The sequence below is a fragment of the Sphingomonas sp. LM7 genome (genome assembly GCF_002002925.1).
GTDB lineage: Bacteria > Pseudomonadota > Alphaproteobacteria > Sphingomonadales > Sphingomonadaceae > Sphingomonas.
Genome location: NZ_CP019511.1, coordinates 4,006,643 through 4,027,046 on the forward strand (window position 1 = coordinate 4,006,643; position 20,404 = coordinate 4,027,046).

25 protein-coding genes are annotated in these 20,404 nt (G+C 66.5%); 17 read left to right on the plus strand and 8 right to left on the minus strand.

The features are described from left to right. Nucleotides 1-15: 15 nt before the first annotated feature. The 5 genes from arsC to aroQ all read right to left on the minus strand — a co-directional run bounded on the left by arsC (nt 16) and on the right by aroQ (nt 4,689). The gene (arsC, locus tag BXU08_RS18665; RefSeq protein ID WP_077511570.1) at nt 16-354 is read right to left on the minus strand and encodes an arsenate reductase (glutaredoxin); all 339 of its coding nucleotides are present in this window, start codon (nt 352-354) and stop codon (nt 16-18) included. Between the two features lie 11 nt (nt 355-365). Next, entirely contained in the window at nt 366-2,297 is a 1,932-nt protein-coding gene (locus BXU08_RS18670) for a S9 family peptidase (RefSeq protein ID WP_077511572.1), read from the minus strand. Between the two features lie 99 nt (nt 2,298-2,396). Further along, a complete protein-coding gene (gene accC, locus BXU08_RS18675; RefSeq protein ID WP_077511574.1) occupies nt 2,397-3,749 on the minus strand; it encodes an acetyl-CoA carboxylase biotin carboxylase subunit in 1,353 nt (450 codons plus the stop codon). A gap of 2 nt (nt 3,750-3,751) precedes the next feature. Next, nucleotides 3,752-4,219, minus strand: coding sequence for an acetyl-CoA carboxylase biotin carboxyl carrier protein (accB, locus tag BXU08_RS18680; protein WP_077511576.1), 468 nt, complete (start codon nt 4,217-4,219; stop codon nt 3,752-3,754). Between the two features lie 35 nt (nt 4,220-4,254). After that, on the minus strand, nt 4,255-4,689 hold the full coding sequence (aroQ, locus tag BXU08_RS18685) for a type II 3-dehydroquinate dehydratase (RefSeq protein ID WP_077511578.1): 435 nt from the start codon (nt 4,687-4,689) through the stop codon (nt 4,255-4,257). A 128-nt stretch (nt 4,690-4,817) separates the two neighbouring features. Here aroQ and BXU08_RS18690 point away from each other — a divergent pair, with 128 nt between their 5' ends. Together BXU08_RS18690 and thiS are read left to right on the plus strand one after the other, a co-directional pair. After that, nucleotides 4,818-5,378, plus strand: coding sequence for a hypothetical protein (locus BXU08_RS18690; protein ID WP_077511580.1), 561 nt, complete (start codon nt 4,818-4,820; stop codon nt 5,376-5,378). Nucleotides 5,379-5,420: 42 nt separating this feature from the next. Then, nucleotides 5,421-6,428, plus strand: a complete 1,008-nt coding sequence (thiS, locus tag BXU08_RS18695) for a sulfur carrier protein ThiS (protein WP_077511582.1) — start codon at nt 5,421-5,423, stop codon at nt 6,426-6,428. A gap of 126 nt (nt 6,429-6,554) precedes the next feature. Here thiS and BXU08_RS18700 read toward each other — a convergent pair whose 3' ends face one another. After that, nucleotides 6,555-7,151, minus strand: a complete 597-nt coding sequence (locus BXU08_RS18700) for a class I SAM-dependent methyltransferase (RefSeq protein WP_077511584.1) — start codon at nt 7,149-7,151, stop codon at nt 6,555-6,557. A 92-nt stretch (nt 7,152-7,243) separates the two neighbouring features. Between BXU08_RS18700 and BXU08_RS18705 the strand changes: the two genes are divergently transcribed. Beyond that, complete coding sequence (locus BXU08_RS18705; RefSeq protein ID WP_077511586.1) at nt 7,244-7,414, plus strand: CsbD family protein; 171 nt, start codon at nt 7,244-7,246, stop codon at nt 7,412-7,414. A gap of 59 nt (nt 7,415-7,473) precedes the next feature. Here BXU08_RS18705 and BXU08_RS18710 read toward each other — a convergent pair whose 3' ends face one another. Both BXU08_RS18710 and BXU08_RS18715 read right to left on the minus strand, forming a co-directional pair. Beyond that, complete coding sequence (locus tag BXU08_RS18710; protein WP_077511588.1) at nt 7,474-7,716, minus strand: hypothetical protein; 243 nt, start codon at nt 7,714-7,716, stop codon at nt 7,474-7,476. 40 nt (nt 7,717-7,756) lie between these two features. Beyond that, on the minus strand, nt 7,757-9,409 hold the full coding sequence (locus BXU08_RS18715; RefSeq protein WP_077511590.1) for a thiamine pyrophosphate-binding protein: 1,653 nt from the start codon (nt 9,407-9,409) through the stop codon (nt 7,757-7,759). 159 nt (nt 9,410-9,568) lie between these two features. On the opposite strand from BXU08_RS18715, the gene BXU08_RS18720 reads away from it, so the two are divergent. The 14 genes from BXU08_RS18720 (at nt 9,569) to grxD (ending at nt 20,251) form a co-directional block, all read left to right on the plus strand. Next, complete coding sequence (locus BXU08_RS18720; protein ID WP_077511592.1) at nt 9,569-10,288, plus strand: CoA transferase subunit A; 720 nt, start codon at nt 9,569-9,571, stop codon at nt 10,286-10,288. After that, nucleotides 10,285-11,307 (plus strand): HAD family acid phosphatase, encoded by a 1,023-nt coding sequence (locus BXU08_RS18725; RefSeq protein ID WP_253190442.1) that lies wholly within the window; start codon nt 10,285-10,287, stop codon nt 11,305-11,307. Before BXU08_RS18720 ends, BXU08_RS18725 begins: the two co-directional genes overlap by 4 nt. Then, on the plus strand, nt 11,304-11,735 hold the full coding sequence (locus BXU08_RS18730; RefSeq protein WP_077511594.1) for a hypothetical protein: 432 nt from the start codon (nt 11,304-11,306) through the stop codon (nt 11,733-11,735). The genes BXU08_RS18725 and BXU08_RS18730 overlap by 4 nt, the downstream gene beginning before the upstream one ends. A gap of 16 nt (nt 11,736-11,751) precedes the next feature. Beyond that, nucleotides 11,752-12,387: a 3-oxoacid CoA-transferase subunit B gene (locus tag BXU08_RS18735; RefSeq protein ID WP_077511596.1), complete on the plus strand. Its 636-nt coding sequence runs from the start codon at nt 11,752-11,754 to the stop codon at nt 12,385-12,387. Further along, on the plus strand, nt 12,387-13,274 hold the full coding sequence (locus tag BXU08_RS18740) for an alpha/beta hydrolase (protein WP_077511598.1): 888 nt from the start codon (nt 12,387-12,389) through the stop codon (nt 13,272-13,274). The genes BXU08_RS18735 and BXU08_RS18740 overlap by 1 nt, the downstream gene beginning before the upstream one ends. A gap of 31 nt (nt 13,275-13,305) precedes the next feature. Beyond that, complete coding sequence (locus BXU08_RS18745; RefSeq protein WP_077511600.1) at nt 13,306-13,986, plus strand: hypothetical protein; 681 nt, start codon at nt 13,306-13,308, stop codon at nt 13,984-13,986. A gap of 61 nt (nt 13,987-14,047) precedes the next feature. Continuing rightward, complete coding sequence (locus tag BXU08_RS18750; RefSeq protein ID WP_077511602.1) at nt 14,048-15,010, plus strand: NAD(P)-dependent oxidoreductase; 963 nt, start codon at nt 14,048-14,050, stop codon at nt 15,008-15,010. A gap of 58 nt (nt 15,011-15,068) precedes the next feature. After that, a complete protein-coding gene (locus BXU08_RS18755; protein WP_077511604.1) occupies nt 15,069-15,908 on the plus strand; it encodes a cytochrome c in 840 nt (279 codons plus the stop codon). A gap of 66 nt (nt 15,909-15,974) precedes the next feature. Next, nucleotides 15,975-17,417, plus strand: coding sequence for a 3-isopropylmalate dehydratase large subunit (leuC, locus tag BXU08_RS18760; protein WP_077511606.1), 1,443 nt, complete (start codon nt 15,975-15,977; stop codon nt 17,415-17,417). Between the two features lie 171 nt (nt 17,418-17,588). Beyond that, nucleotides 17,589-18,218 (plus strand): 3-isopropylmalate dehydratase small subunit, encoded by a 630-nt coding sequence (leuD, locus tag BXU08_RS18765; protein ID WP_077511608.1) that lies wholly within the window; start codon nt 17,589-17,591, stop codon nt 18,216-18,218. Then, the gene (locus BXU08_RS18770) at nt 18,181-19,176 is read left to right on the plus strand and encodes an NADPH:quinone oxidoreductase family protein (protein ID WP_077511610.1); all 996 of its coding nucleotides are present in this window, start codon (nt 18,181-18,183) and stop codon (nt 19,174-19,176) included. The genes leuD and BXU08_RS18770 overlap by 38 nt, the downstream gene beginning before the upstream one ends. A gap of 173 nt (nt 19,177-19,349) precedes the next feature. Beyond that, nucleotides 19,350-19,673, plus strand: a complete 324-nt coding sequence (locus BXU08_RS18775) for a DUF1476 domain-containing protein (RefSeq protein ID WP_077511612.1) — start codon at nt 19,350-19,352, stop codon at nt 19,671-19,673. Between the two features lies 1 nt (nt 19,674). Continuing rightward, the gene (locus BXU08_RS18780; RefSeq protein WP_077511614.1) at nt 19,675-19,914 is read left to right on the plus strand and encodes a BolA family protein; all 240 of its coding nucleotides are present in this window, start codon (nt 19,675-19,677) and stop codon (nt 19,912-19,914) included. A gap of 4 nt (nt 19,915-19,918) precedes the next feature. Further along, nucleotides 19,919-20,251, plus strand: coding sequence for a Grx4 family monothiol glutaredoxin (gene grxD, locus BXU08_RS18785; RefSeq protein WP_077511616.1), 333 nt, complete (start codon nt 19,919-19,921; stop codon nt 20,249-20,251). Nucleotides 20,252-20,404 lie beyond the last annotated feature (153 nt).

Sequence of the window (20,404 nt, forward strand, 5' to 3'; positions counted from 1 at the left end):
TTCACGCGGGCTTCGTCACAGGATCTCGCCGACCTTCTCCGGCGGCCGGCCCAGCCGCACCCCCTTGTCGGTCGCCACAAGCGGCCGTTCGATCAGGATCGGGTTCGCCACCATCGCGTCGAGGATCGTGTCGTCGTCGGCGTCCTTGAGCGGCTTGGCGGCGTCCTCGGCGACGCGCAGCCCCTCGCGCGCGGTCATCCCCGCCCGCGCATAGAGCTGGGCCAGTTCGTCGCGCGACGGCGGGTTCTTCAGATACTCCACGATCTCGACTTCGACGCCCGGCGCCGCGCTCAGGATCGCCAATGCCTCGCGCGACTTGGAACAGCGCGGGTTGTGGTAGATGACGGCTCTCACTGACACTCCGATCACTTCAGATATTTGTCGAACCACGCCACCGTCCGGTTGAGCGAGTCGAGCTGGTTCTCGCGCTTCTGGAAGCCATGGCCCTCGGCGGGGTAATAGATCGTCTCGACGACATTGCCCTTGGCCTTGAGGATGTCATGGACTTCCTGTGCCTGCCCCTTGGGGACGCGGATGTCGTTCTCACCCTGGATCGTCAGCAACGGCGCCTTGGCGTTCTTGATGTACGTCAGCGGCGAGGCGGCGTCATAGACCTTGGGGTCGCTCTCCGGCGTGCCGAGCAGCCCGCGCTGGTACGCCTTCAGCAGCTCGTCCTGGTCGCGGTACATCGTCCGCCAGTTGATGATTCCGAACCATTGGACCGCCGCGGCGAACTCGTCGGGCGCGCGGCCGATCGCCATCAGGGTCATGAACCCGCCATAGCTCCCGCCGAAGATGCCGACGCGCTTGGCATCGACATAGCCGGTATCGACGAGGAACTTCTTCGCCGCGATCGTGTCCTTGAGGTCGCCGCCGCCGAGATCTTTGAAGTTCGCCGCCTGGAACGCCTTGCCATAGCCCGTCGAGCCGCGGAAATTGGGCTGGATTACGACATAGCCGCGGCTGGCGAAGGCCGTCGCGTAGCGGCTGTATCCGTCCTGCGTCTGTCCGGTCGGCCCGCCATGCGGCAGCACGATCGCCGGGTTGGCCGCATCGCGCTTAAGGTTCGCCGGCATCGTCACGACTGCGCTGATCAGCGTCCCGTCGAAGCTCTTGTACGTCACCACCTGCGACTTGGGCAAAGCCTCGGGCAGCAGGCTGGCGAGCGCCAGCTGGGTCGCCGGCCGCGAGGTGCCGCTGGCCACGTCGTAGAGATAAAGGTTGGTCGGCGAATCGGCGCCCGAATGGCTGACCATCAGCGTCTTGCCGTCGGGCGAGCGTGGATCGTTGCCGACCAGATAGTTGAGCCCCGCCGGGATCGGCAGCGCGGTCTCTGCGCCGCTTGCCAGGTCGTAGCGGTACAGCCTGGTGCGCGCATCGGCGTTGGTAGTAACGATCAGCGCCTTGCCGTCACGGCTGAACAAGGTCGCGGTCTGCTCCCATGGCGTCGGCTTGAGCCATTTCCAGGCCTTGGTCGCGGTGTCGTACAGCCCGGCATGGAGCTGGCCGGTGCCGTCGTCGGTGCTGACCGCAAGCCATTTGCCATCGGGGCTGGCATCGGCCGCGCCATAAACGGTGTCGGCCTTGCCGATCAGCTTGGTCGCCGCACCGCTGGCGACGTCGATCCGCCAGACTTCGCCGACCTTCGAATCGACTCGGTCGCGGTTGGCGATCAGCGCCTTGCCGCCCTCGATCCAGGCCACCGGGCTCCAGCCATATTGCGGATCGGCTTCCTTGGTCAGCGCGCGGACCTTGCCGCTCGCATCCATCACCGCGACGTTGGTCTGGCCCTCGGACCTCAGCTTGGTCGACAGCGCCACCAGCCCGCCGCTCGGCCCGACGAGCAGCGATTCCTCGCGCACATCAGGCGAATTGGTCAGGTTCTCGACTGCGCCGCCGCCTACGGGCACGCGATAAATGTCGTGATATTCGTTCCCGCCGACATCCTGACGGAAATAGAGATATTTGCCATCCGCCGAGGCGGCGAGACCGCTTTGGCCATCGTCCGACTGAGTCAGCTGTACCGGCCAGCTGCCCGCGGCCTCGGTGCGCCAGATATTGGTGCGGCCCGACAGATTTGTCGCGACGAAGATATACTTGCCGTCGGTGCTCCACGCGGTGCTGCCCAGGCTGCGCGACGCCCCGATATCCGCGATCGGCACGCTGCGCGCCTGCGGATTCGCGGGGGAATCGACGGACTTCGGATCGGTGAGCGGACGATCGGGCGTCTTGACTTGCGCCGCGGCCGGCGTGGCAAGGACGAAGGCAAGGGCAGTGGTTGCGAGCAGGCGCTTCATTTGAATTCCCCCGTTGACCGGACAATCCTGCCAGACTGAAGAAGGAGGGGGAAGCGGGATCAAAAGCCCCTCCCTTGAAGGGGAGGGGCTAGAAAGAGGTCAGCCGGGCTGCTTGGCCAGCCACTCCTCGAGCCACTTGATCGTATAGTCGCCCCGCTGGAACTCCGGATCGTCGAGCAGCGCCTGGTGCAGGGGAATCGTCGTTTTCATCCCCTCGACCACGAACTCCTCCAGCGCGCGGCGCAGCCGCATCAGGCAGCGCTCGCGAGTCGAGCCATAGACGATCAGCTTGGCGATCATGCTGTCGTAATAGGGCGGCACCCGGTAGCCGGTGTAGAGCCCGCTATCGACGCGGACGTGCATGCCCCCGGGGGCATGGAACTGCTTCACCGTTCCCGGCGAGGGCGCAAAGGTCCGCGGATCCTCGGCGTTGATCCGGCATTCGATCGCATGGCCGTGGAACTGGATCTTGTCCTGCGTGCACGACAGGCCATGCCCCTCGGCGACACGGATCTGCTCACGGACGAGATCGAGCCCGGTGATCATCTCGGTCACCGGATGCTCGACCTGCAGGCGGGTATTCATCTCGATGAAGTAGAACTCGCCATTCTCCCACAGGAACTCGATCGTCCCCGCGCCGCGATAGCCCATATCGGCCATCGCCTTGGCGCAGACGCCGCCGATCCGCGCGCGATCGGCCTCGCCGAGCACGGGGGAGGGGGCTTCCTCGAGCACCTTCTGGTGGCGGCGCTGGAGGCTGCAGTCGCGCTCGCCGAGATGGACGGCGTTGCCGTTGCCGTCGCCGAACACCTGGATCTCGATGTGGCGCGGATTGCCGAGATATTTTTCGAGATAGACCGTGGCGTCGCCGAACGCGGCCTTCGCCTCGCTGCCCGCCTGTTGCATCAGCGTCTCGAGCTGGTCCTCGGACGTGCAGACCTTCATGCCCCGCCCGCCGCCGCCCGACGCCGCCTTGATGATCACCGGATAGCCGGCCTTGGCCGCGATCGCCTTGGCCTCGGCCAGGTCGCTGATCGCGCCGTCCGAACCGGGGACGAGCGGCAGGCCCAGCGCGCCCGCGGTGCGCTTGGCTTCGATCTTGTCGCCCATCGTGCGGATATGCTCGGGCTTGGGCCCGACGAAGATGATCCCGTGCGCCTCGACGATCTCGGCGAACTGGGCGTTCTCCGAGAGGAAGCCATAGCCCGGGTGGATCGCGTCCGCGCCCGAGATCTCGGCCGCCGAGATGATGTTAGGGATGTTGAGATAGCTGTCGGTCGCCGCCGGCGGCCCGATGCAGATCGCCTCGTCTGCCAGCCGTACATGCATCGCGTCGCTATCGGCCGTCGAGTGCACCGCGACCGTCTTGATCCCCATCTCGTGGCAGGCACGATGGATGCGGAGCGCGATCTCGCCGCGATTGGCGATCAGCAGCTTCTTGATCTCGGGCATTGTTATTCGACGACCACGAGCGGCTGATCGAATTCCACCGGCTGGCCATTCTCGATGAGGATGGCCTTGACCGTGCCCGCGGCGGGCGCCTGGATCGGGTTCATCACCTTCATCGCCTCGATAATCAGCAGCGTATCGCCCGCGGCCACCTTGTCGCCCACCGACACGAACACCTTCGCCTCGGGATTGGGCTTGAGATAGGCAGTGCCGACCATCGGCGACTTGACTGCGTTCGCCGCGGCGGTGGGCGCCTCGATCGCCGCAGGCGCTGCGAGCGGCGTCGGCGCGGTGGCCATGGCGGGCGCCATGTGCACCGTCGGCGCGGCGATCACGGTGCGCGCGACGCGCACGCGGCGTTCGCCGTCCTCGACTTCGATTTCGGTAAGCTGCGTCTCGTCGAGCACGGCGGCGAGCTGGCGGACCAGCTCGATATCGACGTGCATCGCCCCGGTTTTCTTATCTTCGGCCATTGCGACCCTTCATCCGATGAAAGCGCGCGCTCATGTCAGAGACGCGCCGCGGCTTCAAGCGCAAGCATGTACGACAGCGCTCCGAAGCCCGCGATGGTTCCGCGTGCGGCGCGACCGACGAACGACGTGTGCCGGAAGTCCTCGCGCGCATGCGGGTTGGAAAGATGGACCTCGATCACCGGCGTCGTGATGCTCTTCACGGCATCATGCAACGCGATCGAAGTGTGCGTGTACCCGCCCGGATTGAGAATGACAGCCTTGGCGCCCCGGGCCTGCGCCTCGTGCAGCCAGTCGATGAGATGCCCCTCATGGTTCGACTGGCGCAGGTCGATTTCGAGATCGAGCTCCTTGGCGCGATCTTCCATCTGCCCCGCAATGTCGTCGAGCGTGTCCGAGCCATAGATCTCCGGCTCGCGCAGCCCCAGCAGGTTGAGGTTGGGGCCGTTGAGAACGTAGATCGTATCGGCCAAGGCTGACGGTCCGCTGCTAGAGTGAATATGTGCCCATAGCGGTTCGTTACGCTCAGCGCAAAGTGCCGCGAACCCGCTGTTAAGGCTGGCTGAGCGAAGACGGTGTGGCCGAATTCGGGAGCCTCGCCATGTTTCTGTCCTTCCTCGCGCCGCTGGCGCTCTCTGCCCCGGCGCCATCGCAGCCGGTCGATATCCGGGCGGTGCTGGTTGAGCTGACTATCGACGCGAGCGGCGTCAGCCGGGCCTGCGACACGATCGAATCATCGGGCTCGGAGCTGATCGACGGCATGGCTTGTCTGCTAGTGGCGTCGAAGGGCGTCGAGGTCCCCTCGGAGGTGCTGCCTCCGCAGGGATCGTCCGCCACGATCAAGTGGAAGCAGCGCGCGGCGATGGTGCAGTTCTCGGATGGGTCGTCGAAGCTCGCCATTCCGCCCGAACGGATGATGCGCAGGGTCTTCCCGCGCAAATATCCTGACGGGCAGCGCGGCGCCATGCTCGTCGAGTCGTTGGACGGGAAAGGCGGCCCCCGCACCTGTGCTTTCTTCGCGCCGCGCATGGTTTCGCGCTTCGACGCCGCGACGTGCAGGCGTGTATTGTGCGTCGAGGAGCAGGCCACCGAGTCCACGGTCGGCGAAAACCGCCGGGTACTCCTCTGGACAAATGCAGTGGTGGCCGCCGGAGACCTTTGACAAAGCTGGGCCCGCGCCTAAGTGCCCCCCCAGGAGATAGTGATGGCGCACACGGACGGTACGGTCAGCATTGTAGTGAACGGTGAGCACAAGCGGGTCACCGCGGGTCTCACCATCATCCAGCTTGCCGAACAGCTCGGGCTGGTGCCCGAGAAGATCGCCGTCGAGCGCAATCTCGAAGTGGTGCCGCGCTCGACCTTGGGCGAAGTGATCGTGCATGACGGCGACGAGCTCGAAATCGTCCATTTCGTCGGCGGCGGCGATCATGCCCGCCCGATCGAGGACGACAGCTGGAGCGTCGCGGGGAAGACCTTCCGCTCGCGCCTCATTGTCGGCACCGGCAAGTACAAGGATTTCGAGCAGAACGCCGCGGCGGTAGCCGCCAGCGGTGCCGAGATCGTCACCGTGGCAGTGCGCCGGGTCAACGTCTCCGATCCGGGCGCGCCGATGCTCACCGACTATATCGACCCCAAGAAGATCACCTATCTCCCCAACACCGCGGGCTGCTTCGACGCGGAGAGCGCGATCCGCACGCTGCGGCTGGCGCGCGAGGCCGGCGGCTGGGAACTGGTCAAGCTCGAAGTCCTCGGCGAGGCGCGGACGCTCTATCCCGACATGGTCGAAACGCTGCGCGCCACCGAGATTCTCGCCAACGAAGGCTTCAAGCCGATGGTCTATTGCGTCGACGATCCAATCGCGGCGAAGCGCCTGGAAAATGTCGGCGCAGTGGCGATCATGCCGCTCGGCGCACCGATCGGCTCGGGGCTCGGCATCCAGAACCAGGTGACGATCCGCCTGATCGTCGAGGGCGCCAAGGTGCCGGTGCTGGTCGATGCCGGCGTCGGCTCGGCGTCGGACGCGGCCGTGGCGATGGAGCTCGGCTGCGACGGCGTGCTGATGAACACCGCGATCGCCGAAGCCAAGGATCCGATCCTGATGGCCGCGGCGATGAAGGCGGCGGTAGAGGCGGGGAGGCTGTCGTACCGCGCCGGGCGCATGGGCAAGCGCCGCTATGCCGATCCGTCGAGCCCACTGGCGGGATTGATCTAGGGTCACCACCCGATTGGGTGCGGCTGGGCGATCGCTCGGCGGACCCGGCAATGCAGGCTGTCCTCTCGAGCGCCGTCGCAACTGGCCCCGGCCTTCGCCGGGGACAGCGTCAATCACCCAACCACCTCATCGCCGCTTGCGCGCCAGCCAGATCGCCCGCCCGCCGGTTGCCTCGTCGTTGGGCACGAACGCCACTTCGATCAGCCCGTGCTCGGCGAACAGTGCGCGATACTCTGCGGGCGCCAGACTGGCGTGGTAGAGTTCCTCGCCGAACTGGCAGCCCATCGTCTCGTCGCGTGCCGCGCCGGTGTTGAACAGGAAGGCGCCGTCGGGCGCGAGCAGTCTCGCGACCTTGACCACCATTTCGGCCTGCTCCTCGGGCCGCAGGTGGAAGATGCTGTCCCACGCGATCACCCCGTGGAACGGTCCCTCAACTTCGACGCCGCGCATGTCGGCGCAGATCCAGCGATGCCGCCCGAACCGCGTTCGCGCGAGTGTAATCATCCGTTCGGAGGCGTCGATGCCGGTCAATTCCCGGTTGCGGTCGATCAGATAGCGCGCGATCGGCTCGCCTGCGCCGCAGCCCAGGTCGAGGACCTGCCCGCCCTTGGGAACGCCGAGCAGGAAACGGTCCAGCCAGCCCTTTTCGACAAGGTCCTTGCGCCGCGACGCGTCGAACGCGTGCGCGTGTCGCTCATAATGTTCTGCAATCCGGTCGGGCATTTCAGGAACCCCGCCTGCCGTGAACCGTTGTTGGGGTGCACGCTAGTACAAGGCGCAGTCACGCGCCGGTTCGCGGCTAGGAGTTTGAAATCATGGGTGAACTCGTCGACAAGATCAAGGGCAACCTCAACGAGGCGGCAGGCAAGATCAAGCAGGAGAGCAACAACCCGGAGACCCGCGACGAAGGCGCCGCGCAGGAGCTCAAGGGCAAGGGCCAGCAGCTGGCCGGCAAGGTCAAGGGCGCGCTCGGCGACGATATCTGACGCCGGCGCCTGACCACTGAACGAATGGGCGGTCTCGCGAGAGGCCGCCCTATCTTCGTTCAATCGGGAACGTAGAACGACCAGAGGCCGCTGGGCAGTTTGCTCGCGGCGAAGCGGACCGGACGGTGCGACGTGCCGATTTCGCAGACCATGTACGACTGCATCTGCGAGGGATCGAGCGGATTGGGCAGGTTCACGGTCTTGCTGCCGAGCCAGCGCCATTCCTGCTGCCACACCCGAGCACCCGAGAACGCGAGCTGCTGGTCGCCCTCCCTGCCGATATGTGCCGTCTTCCAACCCATGACCGTCTCCTTGCCTCCATTATAGAGGATCGGGAGCCGTTCAGCGGTCGCGGATCGCGCTGATTGTCGTGCCCGGCGTGATGATTTCCACATCGGTCTTGAGGTGGAGCAGCCGCACGCCGGTTCGTGCCAGCGCGCGCCCCAGCGCCGGTGCGAATTGCGCGGTAGTCTCCACCGTCTCCGCCCAACAGCCATAGGCCCGGCCGAGCGCGGCGAAATCCGGATTGTGCAGCTTCGTGCCCGAAAGCCGCGCCGGATATTCGCGCTCCTGGTGCATCCGGATCGTGCCGTATGCGCCGTTGTCGATCACCAGCACCAGGATGTCGGCACCGTGCTGGACCGCAGTCGCCAGCTCCTGGCCGTTCATCATGAAGTCGCCGTCGCCCGCCAGCGCGACCACCTGCCGTTCGGGCGCGCGCAGCTTGGCGGCGACGGCGGCCGGCACGCCATAGCCCATCGCCCCGGCGGTCGGCGCCAGCTGCGAGGGCTGGGTCCCGTAGCGCCAATAGCGATGCCACCAGCCCGAGAAATTGCCCGCGCCGTTGCAGATGATCGTATCCGCCGGCATCGCCTCGCGCATCGCCGCGACGCACTGGCCCAGGTCGAGCGCCACGCCGTCGCGGGGCTTGGGGGTCGACCAGTCGAGCCATTCGGCATGCGCTTCGCGCGCTGCGCCACCGCGCACCGCGCCGATATTCTCATGGCTGGCAGCCGCTGCGAAGCTCGCCATGTCGGCGCAGATCGCGACGTCGGCGCGATAGACCCGGCCCAATTCATTTGGGTCGGGATGGACGTGGATCAGCGTCTGCCCCGGATGCTCCGGCGTGATCAGCGCATAGCCGTCGGTGGTCGCCTCGCCCAGCCGCGCGCCGACCGCGAGGATCAGGTCGGCGCCCTTGATCCGCGAGACCAGCTTGGGGTTGGGCCCATAGCCGAGATTGCCTGCGAACGCCGTCGATCCGGCGGGAAGCGTGTCCTGCCGCCGGAACGCGCTGGCCACGGGCAGGCCGATCCGCTCGGCGAAGGTAGCGAAGGCCGCGCCCGCGGCAGGCGTCCAGCCCGCGCCGCCGACGATCGCGATCGGCCGCTCGGCCTGCTGGATCAATCCGGTCATCGCCTGCATTGCATGCCGGTCAGGCGCCTGGCCGACGCGCGGCAGCGGCGGGCGGTCCACCGCCTCGACCATATCGCACAGCATGTCCTCGGGCAGCGCGATCACTACCGGGCCCGGCCGGCCGTTCATCGCCACGTTCCACGCCCGCGCGACATATTCCGGGATCCGCGCCGCATCCTCGATCCGCGTCGCCCATTTGGCGAGCGGACCGAAAAAGGCCGGAAAGTCGACTTCCTGAAACCCTTCGCGGTCCCGCATGCCGCGGTCGACATCGCCGATGAACAGGATCATCGGCTGCGAATCCTGCATAGCGACGTGGACCCCGATGCTGGCATTGGTCGCCCCCGGCCCGCGCGTGACGAAGGCCACCCCCGGCCGCCCGGTCATCGCCCCGTCGGCGCACGCCATGAACCCGACCCCGCCTTCCTGCCGGCAAGTGACGAGATCCACTTCAGGCGTGTCGTGCAGCGCGTCGAGGACGGCGAGGAAGCTCTCGCCCGGTACATGGAAGATCCGGTCGCAGCCTTGCGCGACCAGATTGTCGACGAGGATCCTGCCCCCGGTTCGTTTGGCGGTCATGCGGCTTTCCTAGCCCGGCTCGCCGGCTTCGCGTAACCCCCCTTCGATGCGGTGCCCATACCGCGCTGGAATAGCCGAGTTGAAACCCGGTTCAGGTTTGCTTGACCGCTTGCCAAGCCCCGGATTATCGCCGCGCACAGGTCAGGAGAGAATCGCGCCATGAAGAAGCTCTACCCCAACGCCGAGGCAGCGCTGGAAGGGCTGCTGTTCGACGGCATGACGCTGTGTGCCGGCGGTTTCGGCCTGTCCGGCATCCCCGAGCGGCTGATCGACGCGATCCAGGCCGCGGGCGTCAAGGACCTCACCATCGCCTCGAACAATGCCGGGATCGACAATGAGGGCCTCGGCAAGCTGCTGCGCAGCCGCCAGGTCAAGAAGATGATCTCCTCCTATGTCGGCGAAAACAAGGAGTTCGAGCGGCAATATCTGAGCGGCGAGCTCGAAGTCGAATTCTGCCCCCAGGGCACGCTCGCCGAGCGCTGCCGGGCAGGGGGCGCGGGCATCCCCGGCTTCTACACCAGGACCGGCGTCGGCACCCAGGTAGCCGAGGGCAAGGAAATGAAGGTGTTCGACGGAGAGGAATATATCCTCGAGCGCGGCATCCGCAGCGACCTTTCGATCATCAAGGGCTGGAAGGCCGACGAGAGCGGCAACCTGATCTTCCGCAAAACCGCGCGCAACTTCAACCAGCCGATGGCGACCGCGGGCAAGGTCTGCGTCGCCGAAGTCGAGGAAGTGGTGCCGGTCGGCAGCCTCGATCCCGATCAGATCCACTTGCCCGGCATCTATGTGAAGCGGCTGATCGTCGGCGCGCCCTATGACAAGAAGATCGAATTCCGCACCGTTCGCGCCCGCCCCGAGTCCGCGGAGGCGGCATGACCGCCACGCGGCTCCCGGCCCGGCTGGCGCTTGCGACGGGCGTGGCGACGTTGCTCTCGGGCTGCGTCGCGGCGGTGATCGCGGCTCCGATCGCGGCCGGTGCGGGCGTATACAAATCGGCGCAGGATCGCCCGCTGAAGCGCAAGCGGGCGCGTCAGCCCGCGCCGAAGCCGATCGAGGCGCTCCCAGCGCCCAAGGTGCAGGCGCCGGTCGCGCTGCCGCCATCGGGCGGCGCTCCCGCCGGGATGCAATATCTCTATGGATCGGGCGAGGCGGCGGCGCTCAGCATCCAGGCCTATCAGGCGATGTGGAATTATCTGAAGGTCGAGATCGGCTATCGCCGCGACAAGGCGAAGATCCGTTCGGTCGTGCTCACGCCAGGCTCGACGCTTGACAATCCCCAGTTCGAGCCCTGCGGAAAGCGCCCGCTCGCAGTGGTGCTCGATATCGACGAAACCGCGCTGCTCAACCTGGGCTATGAACGCGACGAGGCCGCCCGCGGCGGCAGCTATGATGCAGCCCGCTGGGCCCGCTGGGAGCAGACCGGCGCGGACAAGGTCGCGGCCGTCCCCGGCGCTGCCGAGGCGCTCGCCGCCGCGCGCCGCGAAGGCTTCACCGTGATCTTCAATTCCAATCGCTCGGCCGCGACCGCTGCGCAGACCGCCGCCGCGCTCGACCATGCGGGCCTTGGCCCCGCGGCGCTGTTCGACACGCTGTGGCTGCGCGGCGAAGGCGAGACCAGCGGCAAGGACGCCCGGCGCCAGAAGATCGCCCAGCGCTTCTGCATCGTCGCGATGGCCGGCGATCAGCTCGGCGACTTCAGCGACTTGTTCAACACTCCCGACGCCCCCGTGCTCGCCCGTCGCAACAGCGTCGAGGGTACGTTGCTCGCGCCGCTCTGGGGTGCCGGCTGGTTCATGCTGCCCAACCCGGTCTACGGTACCGGGCTGAAGGGCGGCGTCGACGACATCTTCCCGCCCGACATGCGCTGGACCGATCCGGGCGCACCGCCGCGATGAGCTGGGGGCGCAATCCCTGGCTGCTGGCCGGTGGTCTCGCCAGCGCGCTCGCGGCGATCGCCCATCTCGCCTGCATCGCCGGCGGCAGCGCCTGGTTCCGCGCGCTTGGCGCGCCGCCGCAGGTGGTGCGCGGTGTCGAGCTCGGCAGGTGGCAGCCGGTGGCGGCGACGGTCGCGATCGCGGCGCTGCTGCTGGTCTGGGCCGCCTATGCCTTGGCCGGGGCGGGTCTCATCCGCCGCCTGCCGCTACTGCGGCTCGGACTTATCGCGATCACGGCGGTGTATCTGCTGCGGGGGATGCTGTTCCGGCCAGAGATGCTGGGCCGGCCCGACCTTTCCCAGACCTTCGCGCTCGTGTCTGCCGGCATCGTGCTGGCAATGGGACTGGTGCATGCGATCGGCCTGTGGCGCGGCTGGAACGATTTGTGATTGGAGACCTACGATAATGCCCTGGACCCGTGACGAAATGGCCGCGCGCGCGGCAAAGGAGCTGCAGGACGGCTTCTACGTCAATCTCGGCATCGGCATCCCGACGCTGGTGGCCAATCACATTCCCGACGGCGTCGAGGTCACGCTCCAGTCGGAGAACGGCATGCTCGGCATCGGACCGTTCCCGTTCGAAGGCGAAGAAGACCCCGATTTGATCAACGCCGGCAAGCAGACGATCAGCGAGCTGCCCAGCTCGGTCTATTTCTCGTCATCGGACAGCTTCGCGATGATCCGCGGCGGGCATATCGACCTGACCGTGCTCGGCGCGATGGAAGTCAGCGCGACCGGCGACATCGCCAACTGGATGATCCCGGGCAAGATGATCAAGGGGATGGGCGGCGCCATGGACCTCGTCGCGGGGGTCAAGAAGATCATCGTGGTGATGGAGCACAACTCCAAGGCCGGCGATCCCAAGTTCATCCCCGAATGCACGCTGCCGCTCACCGGCAAGAACGTGGTCGACATGATCATCACCGATCTCGCGGTGTTTCAGCGTCCCGATCATGACAGCCCGTTCAAACTGATCGAGCTCGCCCCCGGCGTGACTGCCGCGGACGTGGCGGAGAAGACCACCGCGGCCTATCAATCCTGATGTGGCGCCGGGCCGGACTGGCCGCGCTGATAGTGGCCGCAGGGCTCGGCGTGATGATCGCATTCACGTCGCCGCCGGCGCTGCTCTCGCTTGCCGACGGCGCGCTGGGCGGCGGCAGCGGCGCAGCCAGGCCCGGAAGCGCGATCCCGTTCGGCACGCAGGGCCAGACGCTCGACATATGGCGACCGTCCGGCGAGGTTCGCGGCACGCGGCCAGTGCTGATCTTCTGGTATGGCGGCGGCTGGGTGAAGGGCGATCGCCGCGCCTATGCCTTCGCCGCCCGCGCTTTCGCCAGGGCCGGTTACGTCGTAGTGGTGCCCGATTACCGCAAGGTGCCGGGCATTCGCTTCCCCGCCTTCCTCCAGGACGGCGCACAGGCAGTCAAATGGACGCGCGACCACATCGCCGAGTTCGGCGGCGACCCCGCCCGCATCGCACTCGCCGGCCATTCGGCGGGCGCCTACACCGTCGCGATGCTCGCGCTCGACCCGCGCTGGCTGGCGGCGGAAGGCGTCGATCCGGCCATCGTCCGGGCAGGGGTGGGGCTGTCCGGCCCCTATGATTTCTATCCCTTCACTTCGAAGCGCGCGATCGACGCGATGCATGGCGTCGCCGATCCGGCGATGACCCAGCCGCTCCATTTCGCCCGCGCCGATGCACCGCCTTTGCTGCTGGTGACTTCGGGCGGCGACACCGTAGTGCGCCCGCACAACGCGATAAACCTGGCCGCGCGGCTGCAGGCGCTCGGCGCGCCGGTGACGCTGCGCAACTATCCACGCATCACCCATGAAGAAGTCGTAATGGCGTTGTCCGTGCCGTTCCGCGGCAAGGCGCCGACGCTCGCCGACAGCGTCGCCTTCCTCAACGGTGCGCTGGCGCCGCGTTGACACTCGCCCGGGCGAGGCCTAGCCTCCCCGCATGGGCTGGTTCCGCCGCCGCTATCTCGACCTGCTGGGCTCGATCTACATCTACAACGAGCATCGCGGCTACACGAGCATCGATCGCGTGCTGGAGGCCGTACGCGCGCGGTCGCCGGACGACGCCGCGCTGATCGCCGCGATCGAAAAGCATCGCGCCGACGAACGCAAACACTATCTCATGTTCAAGCGCTGGTTCGAGCTGCAGGGCAAGATGCCGCTGCAGGTCGGCCGGACCTGCGGCCATATCGATCGCTTCGTCGAGATCGTATTCCGCCGCACGATCGACGATCTCGATACACAGGCGATCATCGCCAGCGACGACGAATTCGAGAAGCTGTGCCGCGTCATCTCCCTCACCGAGCAGCGCGGCCACAAGCAGGTCGATATCCTGCTCCGCCACTCGCTGGTCACTGGCGACAAGGTGCTGATGAAGATCTTCCGGATCATCGAAAAGGACGAGCCGAGCCATTGGGCGCCCTATGACGGCTGGCTCAGGGCCAATGGCAAGCGCGACCCGAAATGGTGGGAGCGCGGCATCGACACCTTCATCCATTCGGAGCTGCTGTTCCTCAAGCTCCCCGCGCTGTTCCTGAACCCGTGGTTGCAGCGTCGCGAGGATTGGCCCGATGTGCACGATCCGGCCACCCGGCTCGCATCGCCGCTTCCGGCGCTGGGTTAAGCGAACCCTTCCCGAAGGGCTGGGGCTTTAGCGCCGCTCACGCATCCGCTATCCACTCCCGATGCGTATCCTTCTGACAGGCTCTTCCGGCTGGCTCGGCCGCTTCCTTGCGCCGATGCTGCGCGCCCGCGGCGACGACGTGATCGGCCTCGATGTCGCCCCGGGCGTAGACACCCGGATCGTCGGCTCGGTCGCCGACCGTGCATTGGTCGACCGCGTCTTCGCCGAACACGGGATCGAGGCGGTGATCCATGGCGGCGCGCTGCATAAACCCGACATCGTCCGCTATCCCGCGCAGGCGTTCATCGACGTCAACGTAACCGGCACGCTCAACCTGCTCGAAGCCGCCACCGCCGCCAGGCATGACCGCTTCGTCTTCACTTCGACCACGTCGCTCATGATCTCCACTGCGATCCGCAACGAGCTGGCCGATCATGCCGTCTGGCTCGACGAGACCAGCGGTCCGCTGGAGCCGCGCAACATCTACGGCGTCACCAAGCTCGCCGCCGAGCAGCTCTGCCGCCTCGCGCATCTCGAGAACGGCCTCAACTGCGTCGTGCTGCGCACCAGCCGTTTCTTTCCCGAGGAGGACGACACCCACCGCACGCTGTCGGGCGAGAACATGAAGGCCAACGAACTGCTCCACCGCCGCCTGACGGTGGAGGATGCCGCCCGCGCGCACATTGCGGCGCTGGCACGCGCGCCCGATATCGGCTTCGGCTGCTTCATCATATCCGCGCCGACTCCGTTTCGTCGTGACGAATGCGAGGAAATTAAAGGGGATGCGATGCAAGTAATCGTGCGGCATTTCTCCGATGCAGCTGCGTTATACGCTGCAAAAGGCTGGGAACTGCCCAAGTCGATTGGGCGCATCTATGACGCCGCGCTTGCAGAGCAAGTCTTGGGCTTCCGCTGCGAGACGGATTTTGGTTCGGTACTCGATGCCATCCGGCGTGGTGACGCGCTGCCTTTTGCGCATGATCCATCCTATGTCTCGCCCAAGGAAGTGCCGGACACTGCATGACATCAACGATGCGCAATGCGCATTGTCGGCGTAACAAGTGTCTGGTCTTGGGGGGAATATGCGCTGGATCATCCGCGGACTGGCGGCACTCGCCGGTCTGGTCATGGCCGTGCTGGTTATCGTCTATGCGGGATCGCAATGGGTGATCCGGCAAGGCCATATCGTTCCGATGACGGACGTCGCGATCCCCAAGGATGCCGCCTCGATCGCCGAGGGCGCGCGCGTCGCCCGCATCGCCAATTGCCGCGATTGTCATGGCGCTAATGGCGAGGGTAAGATCCTGTTCGAAGATCCGATGCTCGGCCGCATCGCCCCGCCGCCGCTGGCGAAAATTGCCGCAACGATGACCGATGCCGAGCTCGTCCGCGCCATCCGGCACGGCGTGCACAAGGACGGGTCGTCGCTGTTCATCATGCCCGCCGCAGCGCTCGGCCATCTCTCCGATCAGGATGTCGGCCGCATCGTCGCCTGGATCCGCACGCTCAAGCCGGGGCCGGGCGATTCGCAGGCCACCATGTCCTATGGGCCGGTTGGGCGCGCGCTGATCCTAACGGGCAAGCTCCCGCCGATGGCGACGTCGGCAAAGCTCTCCCAGCCGACGCGTCCCGCCGATATGGGCCGCTATGTCGCCGACATCGCCTGCCTCGCCTGCCACAAGCTCCACCAGGACAACATGATGGAAGACGGCAACACCCGGGTTCCCGCGCTCGCGCCGATGGTCGCCGCCTATGACCCGGCGCTGCTCAGGAAACTGCTGCGCACCGGCGTCGGCACCAAGCCCGATCACGGGCTGATGAGCGAAGTCGCGCGTCAGAGCTTCTTCGTGCTCACCGATCCCGAGATCGATGCGCTTCAGGCCTATCTGAGGGGGGAGGCCGAACGCGCGCCCGCGCAATAGCTTGGCTTGATATGGTAAAATTGCGTAGCGGGTTGCCCTGACGCAAGATTGGCCTAGATCGCCCGGATGGCCAGCAAACCCCTCACGCTGTACGAGAAGATCTGGGCGGACCATGTCGTCGAGCGCCGCGACGACGGCACCTGCCTGATCTATATCGATCGGCACCTCGTCCACGAAGTCACCAGCCCCCAGGCCTTTTCCGGTCTGCGCGCCGCGGGCCGCCCCGTGCGCCGCCCGGATCTTACCCTCGCGGTGCCTGACCATAACCTTCCCACCACCGCGCGCGTCAATGCCGCCGGCCATGCGCTGCCGATCGCCGATCCCGCCAGCGCCGGCCAGCTTTCCGCGCTGCGCACCAACGTCGCCGAATTCGGCGTCCCCTATATCGACGCGCTCGATGCGCGGCAGGGGATCGTTCATGTCGTTGGCCCCGAACAGGGCTTCACGCTCCCCGGCACCACGCTGGTCTGCGGCGACAGCCATACTTCGGCGCACGGCGCTTTGGGCGCGCTGGCGTTCGGCATCGGCACTTCCGAAGTCGAGCACGTCCTCGCCACCCAGACGCTCCTGTTGCAGCAATCGAAGACGCTCGAGATCCGCGTCGATGGCAGCCTCGGTTTCGGAGTCAGCCCCAAGGATGTCGTCCTCGCAATCATCGGCAAGATCGGCGCCGCCGGCGGCACCGGCTATGTCATCGAATTCACCGGCGAAGTGATCCGCGCAATGTCGGTCGAGGGCCGGCTGACCGTGTCGAACATGTCGATCGAGGGCGGCGCGCGCTCGGGCCTGATCGCGCCCGATGAAACCACCTTCGCCTATCTCAAGGGCCGACCGCTCGCGCCCAAGGGCGCCGACTGGGACAACGCCGTCGCCTATTGGCGCACGCTCCCCACCGATCCCGGCGCACGCTACGACAAGACCGTCCTGCTCCACGCCGGCGACATCGCGCCGTCGCTCACCTGGGGCACCAGCCCAGAGGACGTCGTGTCGATCACCGGCGCGATCCCCGATCCGGAGAGCTTTGCCGATCCCTCGAAGCGCGTCGCCGCGCAGAAGTCGCTCGACTATATGGGTCTGGCGGCGGGCACCGCGATGCAGGACATCCCGATCGAGCATGTCTTCATCGGCAGCTGCACCAACAGCCGCATCGAGGATCTGCGCGCCGCTGCCGCGGTGGTGAAGGGCCGCCACGTCGCCGATCGCATCCGCCAGGCGCTGATCGTCCCGGGCTCGGGGCTGGTCAAGCTTCAGGCGGAGGCCGAAGGGCTCGACCGCATCTTCACCGAAGCCGGCTTCGAATGGCGCGAGCCCGGCTGTTCGATGTGCCTCGCGATGAATCCGGACAAGGTCCCCGCCGGCGAACGTTGTGCTTCCACCTCGAATCGAAATTTCGTAGGCAGGCAGGGTCCGGGCGCGCGAACCCATCTGCTTTCCCCCGCCATGGCGGCGGCGGCGGCGGTCACGGGGCGCCTCACCGATGTCAGGGAGCTGATGTCGGCGGATGCGTGAGGGGAGTGCGTATGAAGCGGGCGTTGGTCATGTTGATCGTCGGAACGGTGCTGAGCGGCCTCGCCGCAGCCTATGCATCGGCCCATTACAAGCCGTCCTCGACGCAGGTGCCGCCCGACCCGAGCTGATCCCCGGCGGCGTGGGCCCGTCGATTTTCCGGAGTAGCCATTGATGGAACCCGTTCGCCAGGTCGAGGGGCGCGCCTACCCATGGGGCGCCAAGAATATCGACACCGACATCATCATCCCTGCGCACTGGCTCAAGACCACGACGCGTGAGGGCCTCGGCAAGGGCGCGTTCGAGACCGTCCGCGCCCAGCCCGGCAACATCTTCGATGATCCGCGCTATGCCGGTGCGCCGGTGCTCATCGCCGGCGACAATTTCGGCTGCGGATCGAGCCGCGAGCACGCCGCCTGGGCGCTCGCCGATCTGGGCATCAAGGCAGTGATCGCACCCAGCTTCTCGGACATCTTCTCGGGCAACGCCTTCAAGAACGGCATCGTCCCGGTGGTGCTCCCGCAGGAAGCGATCGACCGTCTCGTCGAAGTCGCCCGTGACAATGAAGTCACCGTCGATCTGGAGACGATGACCGTCACCACCCCCTTTCAGGACCGCTTTCCCTTCGAGCTCGACGCCTTCCGCCGCCAGTGCCTGCTGGAAGGACTGGACGAGATCGGCATGACACTGGCAAAAGATACCGAGATTTCGAAATACGAATCCGGTGTCGCCTCTTTGCGCCCCTGGATCACAGTGGGAGCAGGCAATGAAGGCACTTCTGTCGCAGGCGCCGGGCGGACCTGAAACTCTAAGCGTATCCGAACTACCCGATCCGGTGCCGGACAAGGGCCAGGTCGTCGTCGCGGTCCGGGCGTGCGCGATCAACTATCCCGACGTCCTGATCATCGAGGACAAATACCAGTTCAAGCCGCCGCGCCCCTTCGCGCCGGGCGGCGAAATCGCCGGCCTCGTCGAGGCGGTGGGTGAGGGCGTAACCCGCTTCGCGCCCGGCGATCGCGTCCTTGGCGTGATCGGCAATGGCGGGCTGGTCGAGAAAGTCGCAGTCGATGCCGCGCGGCTCTATCCGCTCCCCGAAGGCCGCAGCTTCGAGGAAGGCGCGGCGCTGCTGCTCACCTACGCCACCACGATCCACGCATTGCTCGACCGCGGCCATCTGAAGGCCGGAGAGACGCTGCTCATCCTCGGCGCGGCCGGTGGCGTCGGCCTCGCCGCGATCGAGCTCGGCAAGGCGTTCGGCGCCCGCGTCGTCGCCGCGGTTTCCTCCGAGGAAAAGGCCGAGGCCGCGCGCGCCGCCGGCGCCGACGAAACGCTGGTCTATCCAAGCGCGCCGTTCGACAAGGAGCAGTCCAAGGCGCTCAGTGAGGCGTTCAAGGCCGCAGTCGGTCCCAAGGGCGCGGACGTCGTCTACGATCCCGTCGGCGGCGACTATGCCGAGCCCGCTCTGCGCGCGATCGGCTGGGAAGGGCGCTATCTGGTGGTCGGCTTCCCCGCCGGCATCCCCAAGCTGCCGCTCAACCTCACCTTGCTCAAGAGCTGCGACGTCTGCGGCGTGTTCTGGGGCGCCTTCGCCGCACGCGACCCGCAGGCCAACCAGGCGCATGTCGAGCATCTGTTCAAGCTGTGGAGCGAAGGCAAGATCGCCCCCCGCGTAACCGAAACCTTCGCGCTCGAGGATGGCGGCAAGGCCATCGCCAAGATGGCCGCGCGTCAGGCGATCGGCAAACTGGTGGTGACCATTTAGCCCCTGCCCTTCAGGGGAGGGGTGGGGGGTGGGGCCTGTCCGTCTCACCGAGCCCAAGGCCCGCCGCGCTGCCCCACCCCAACCCCTCCCCTGAAGGGGAGGGGCTTAGAGAGTTGCCTTGCCCTTCCACCCCTCCTATCTCGGCACAAACCGACATCAAAGGGCAGCACCACATGACCACATTCGACGATCGCGAGCGCGCATTCGAGGCGAAATACGCCCGTGACGAGGACATGGCGTTCCGCGTCTCGGCGCGGCGCAACCGTCTGCTCGGTCAGTGGGCGGCCGCCAAGATGAACCTCACGCCCGAAGAGACCGACGCCTATGCCAAGGCCGTCGTCCAGGCCGATTTCGAGGAAGCCGGCGACGAGGACGTGATCCGCAAGCTGCTGGGCGACCTGCTCGCCGCGGGTGTCGAAGTCGACGATGCGACGATCCGCCAGGCGATTTCGGAGCAGACCGTCGAGGCGCGTCGCCAGCTGATGGAATCGAAGTAACATGGCGATGGCCGCGGCCGAGATCGAGGAACTGATCCGCGCGGGCATCCCCGATGCCCGCGTCGAGATCACCGATCTCGCCGGCGACGGCGACCACTATGCAGCACGCGTCGTCGCCCCCATGTTCAAGGGGATGCCGCGCGTGCGCCAGCACCAGGCGGTTTATGCAGCGCTCGGCGGGCGCATGGGCGGCGTGCTTCACGCGCTCCAGCTGACCACCGAAGCGCCAGCCGAGGAGTAATATAGTGACCGACGAAGTTCAGGACCGCATCCAGGGTCTGGTGGACGCCAGCCCCGTGCTCCTTTTCATGAAGGGCAGCCCGCTCTTCCCGCAATGCGGCTTTTCCAGCCGGGCGATTGCCATCCTCAACCATCTCGGCGTCGAATTCGAGAGCGTCGACGTGCTCCAGGACCAGGGCGTGCGCCAGGGCATCAAGGCGTTCTCGGACTGGCCGACGATCCCCCAGCTTTATGTGAAGGGCGAATTCGTCGGCGGATCGGACATCATGATGGAGATGTACGAGAGCGGCGAACTCGCCCAGCTGATGGCCGACAAGGGCGTCGCCGCGCAGGGCTGAAGCCTGATATCCTAAAGTCGTCACCCCGGCCTTGTGCCGGGGTCCACCGCGCCGCGATGGAAAAGCAGGAGGCTCCTGCTGGTCGCCCGGCCTCCCGGTGGACCCCGGCACAAGGCCGGGGTGACGTGTGTATGAGGCCCATCGGTGTTCCGA

Bases quoted from the DNA above. Each gene is read 5' to 3' on its own strand.
- BXU08_RS18690 (WP_077511580.1), top strand. From the start codon at position 4,818: ATGTTTCTGTCCTTCCTCGCGCCGCTGGCGCTCTCTGCCCCGGCGCCA.
- BXU08_RS18730 (WP_077511594.1), top strand. From the start codon at position 11,304: ATGAGCTGGGGGCGCAATCCCTGGCTGCTGGCCGGTGGTCTCGCCAGC.
- BXU08_RS18710 (WP_077511588.1), bottom strand. From the start codon at position 7,716: ATGGGTTGGAAGACGGCACATATCGGCAGGGAGGGCGACCAGCAGCTC.
- BXU08_RS18745 (WP_077511600.1), top strand. From the start codon at position 13,306: ATGGGCTGGTTCCGCCGCCGCTATCTCGACCTGCTGGGCTCGATCTAC.
- accB (WP_077511576.1), bottom strand. From the start codon at position 4,219: ATGGCCGAAGATAAGAAAACCGGGGCGATGCACGTCGATATCGAGCTG.
- BXU08_RS18755 (WP_077511604.1), top strand. From the start codon at position 15,069: ATGCGCTGGATCATCCGCGGACTGGCGGCACTCGCCGGTCTGGTCATG.
- BXU08_RS18725 (WP_253190442.1), top strand. From the start codon at position 10,285: ATGACCGCCACGCGGCTCCCGGCCCGGCTGGCGCTTGCGACGGGCGTG.
- thiS (WP_077511582.1), top strand. From the start codon at position 5,421: ATGGCGCACACGGACGGTACGGTCAGCATTGTAGTGAACGGTGAGCAC.
- BXU08_RS18705 (WP_077511586.1), top strand. From the start codon at position 7,244: ATGGGTGAACTCGTCGACAAGATCAAGGGCAACCTCAACGAGGCGGCA.
- accC (WP_077511574.1), bottom strand. From the start codon at position 3,749: ATGCCCGAGATCAAGAAGCTGCTGATCGCCAATCGCGGCGAGATCGCG.
- BXU08_RS18775 (WP_077511612.1), top strand. From the start codon at position 19,350: ATGACCACATTCGACGATCGCGAGCGCGCATTCGAGGCGAAATACGCC.
- BXU08_RS18750 (WP_077511602.1), top strand. From the start codon at position 14,048: ATGCGTATCCTTCTGACAGGCTCTTCCGGCTGGCTCGGCCGCTTCCTT.
- BXU08_RS18780 (WP_077511614.1), top strand. From the start codon at position 19,675: ATGGCGATGGCCGCGGCCGAGATCGAGGAACTGATCCGCGCGGGCATC.
- BXU08_RS18670 (WP_077511572.1), bottom strand. From the start codon at position 2,297: ATGAAGCGCCTGCTCGCAACCACTGCCCTTGCCTTCGTCCTTGCCACG.
- leuC (WP_077511606.1), top strand. From the start codon at position 15,975: ATGGCCAGCAAACCCCTCACGCTGTACGAGAAGATCTGGGCGGACCAT.
- BXU08_RS18700 (WP_077511584.1), bottom strand. From the start codon at position 7,151: ATGCCCGACCGGATTGCAGAACATTATGAGCGACACGCGCACGCGTTC.
- BXU08_RS18740 (WP_077511598.1), top strand. From the start codon at position 12,387: ATGTGGCGCCGGGCCGGACTGGCCGCGCTGATAGTGGCCGCAGGGCTC.
- BXU08_RS18770 (WP_077511610.1), top strand. From the start codon at position 18,181: ATGAAGGCACTTCTGTCGCAGGCGCCGGGCGGACCTGAAACTCTAAGC.
- BXU08_RS18715 (WP_077511590.1), bottom strand. From the start codon at position 9,409: ATGACCGCCAAACGAACCGGGGGCAGGATCCTCGTCGACAATCTGGTC.
- BXU08_RS18720 (WP_077511592.1), top strand. From the start codon at position 9,569: ATGAAGAAGCTCTACCCCAACGCCGAGGCAGCGCTGGAAGGGCTGCTG.
- leuD (WP_077511608.1), top strand. From the start codon at position 17,589: ATGGAACCCGTTCGCCAGGTCGAGGGGCGCGCCTACCCATGGGGCGCC.
- BXU08_RS18735 (WP_077511596.1), top strand. From the start codon at position 11,752: ATGCCCTGGACCCGTGACGAAATGGCCGCGCGCGCGGCAAAGGAGCTG.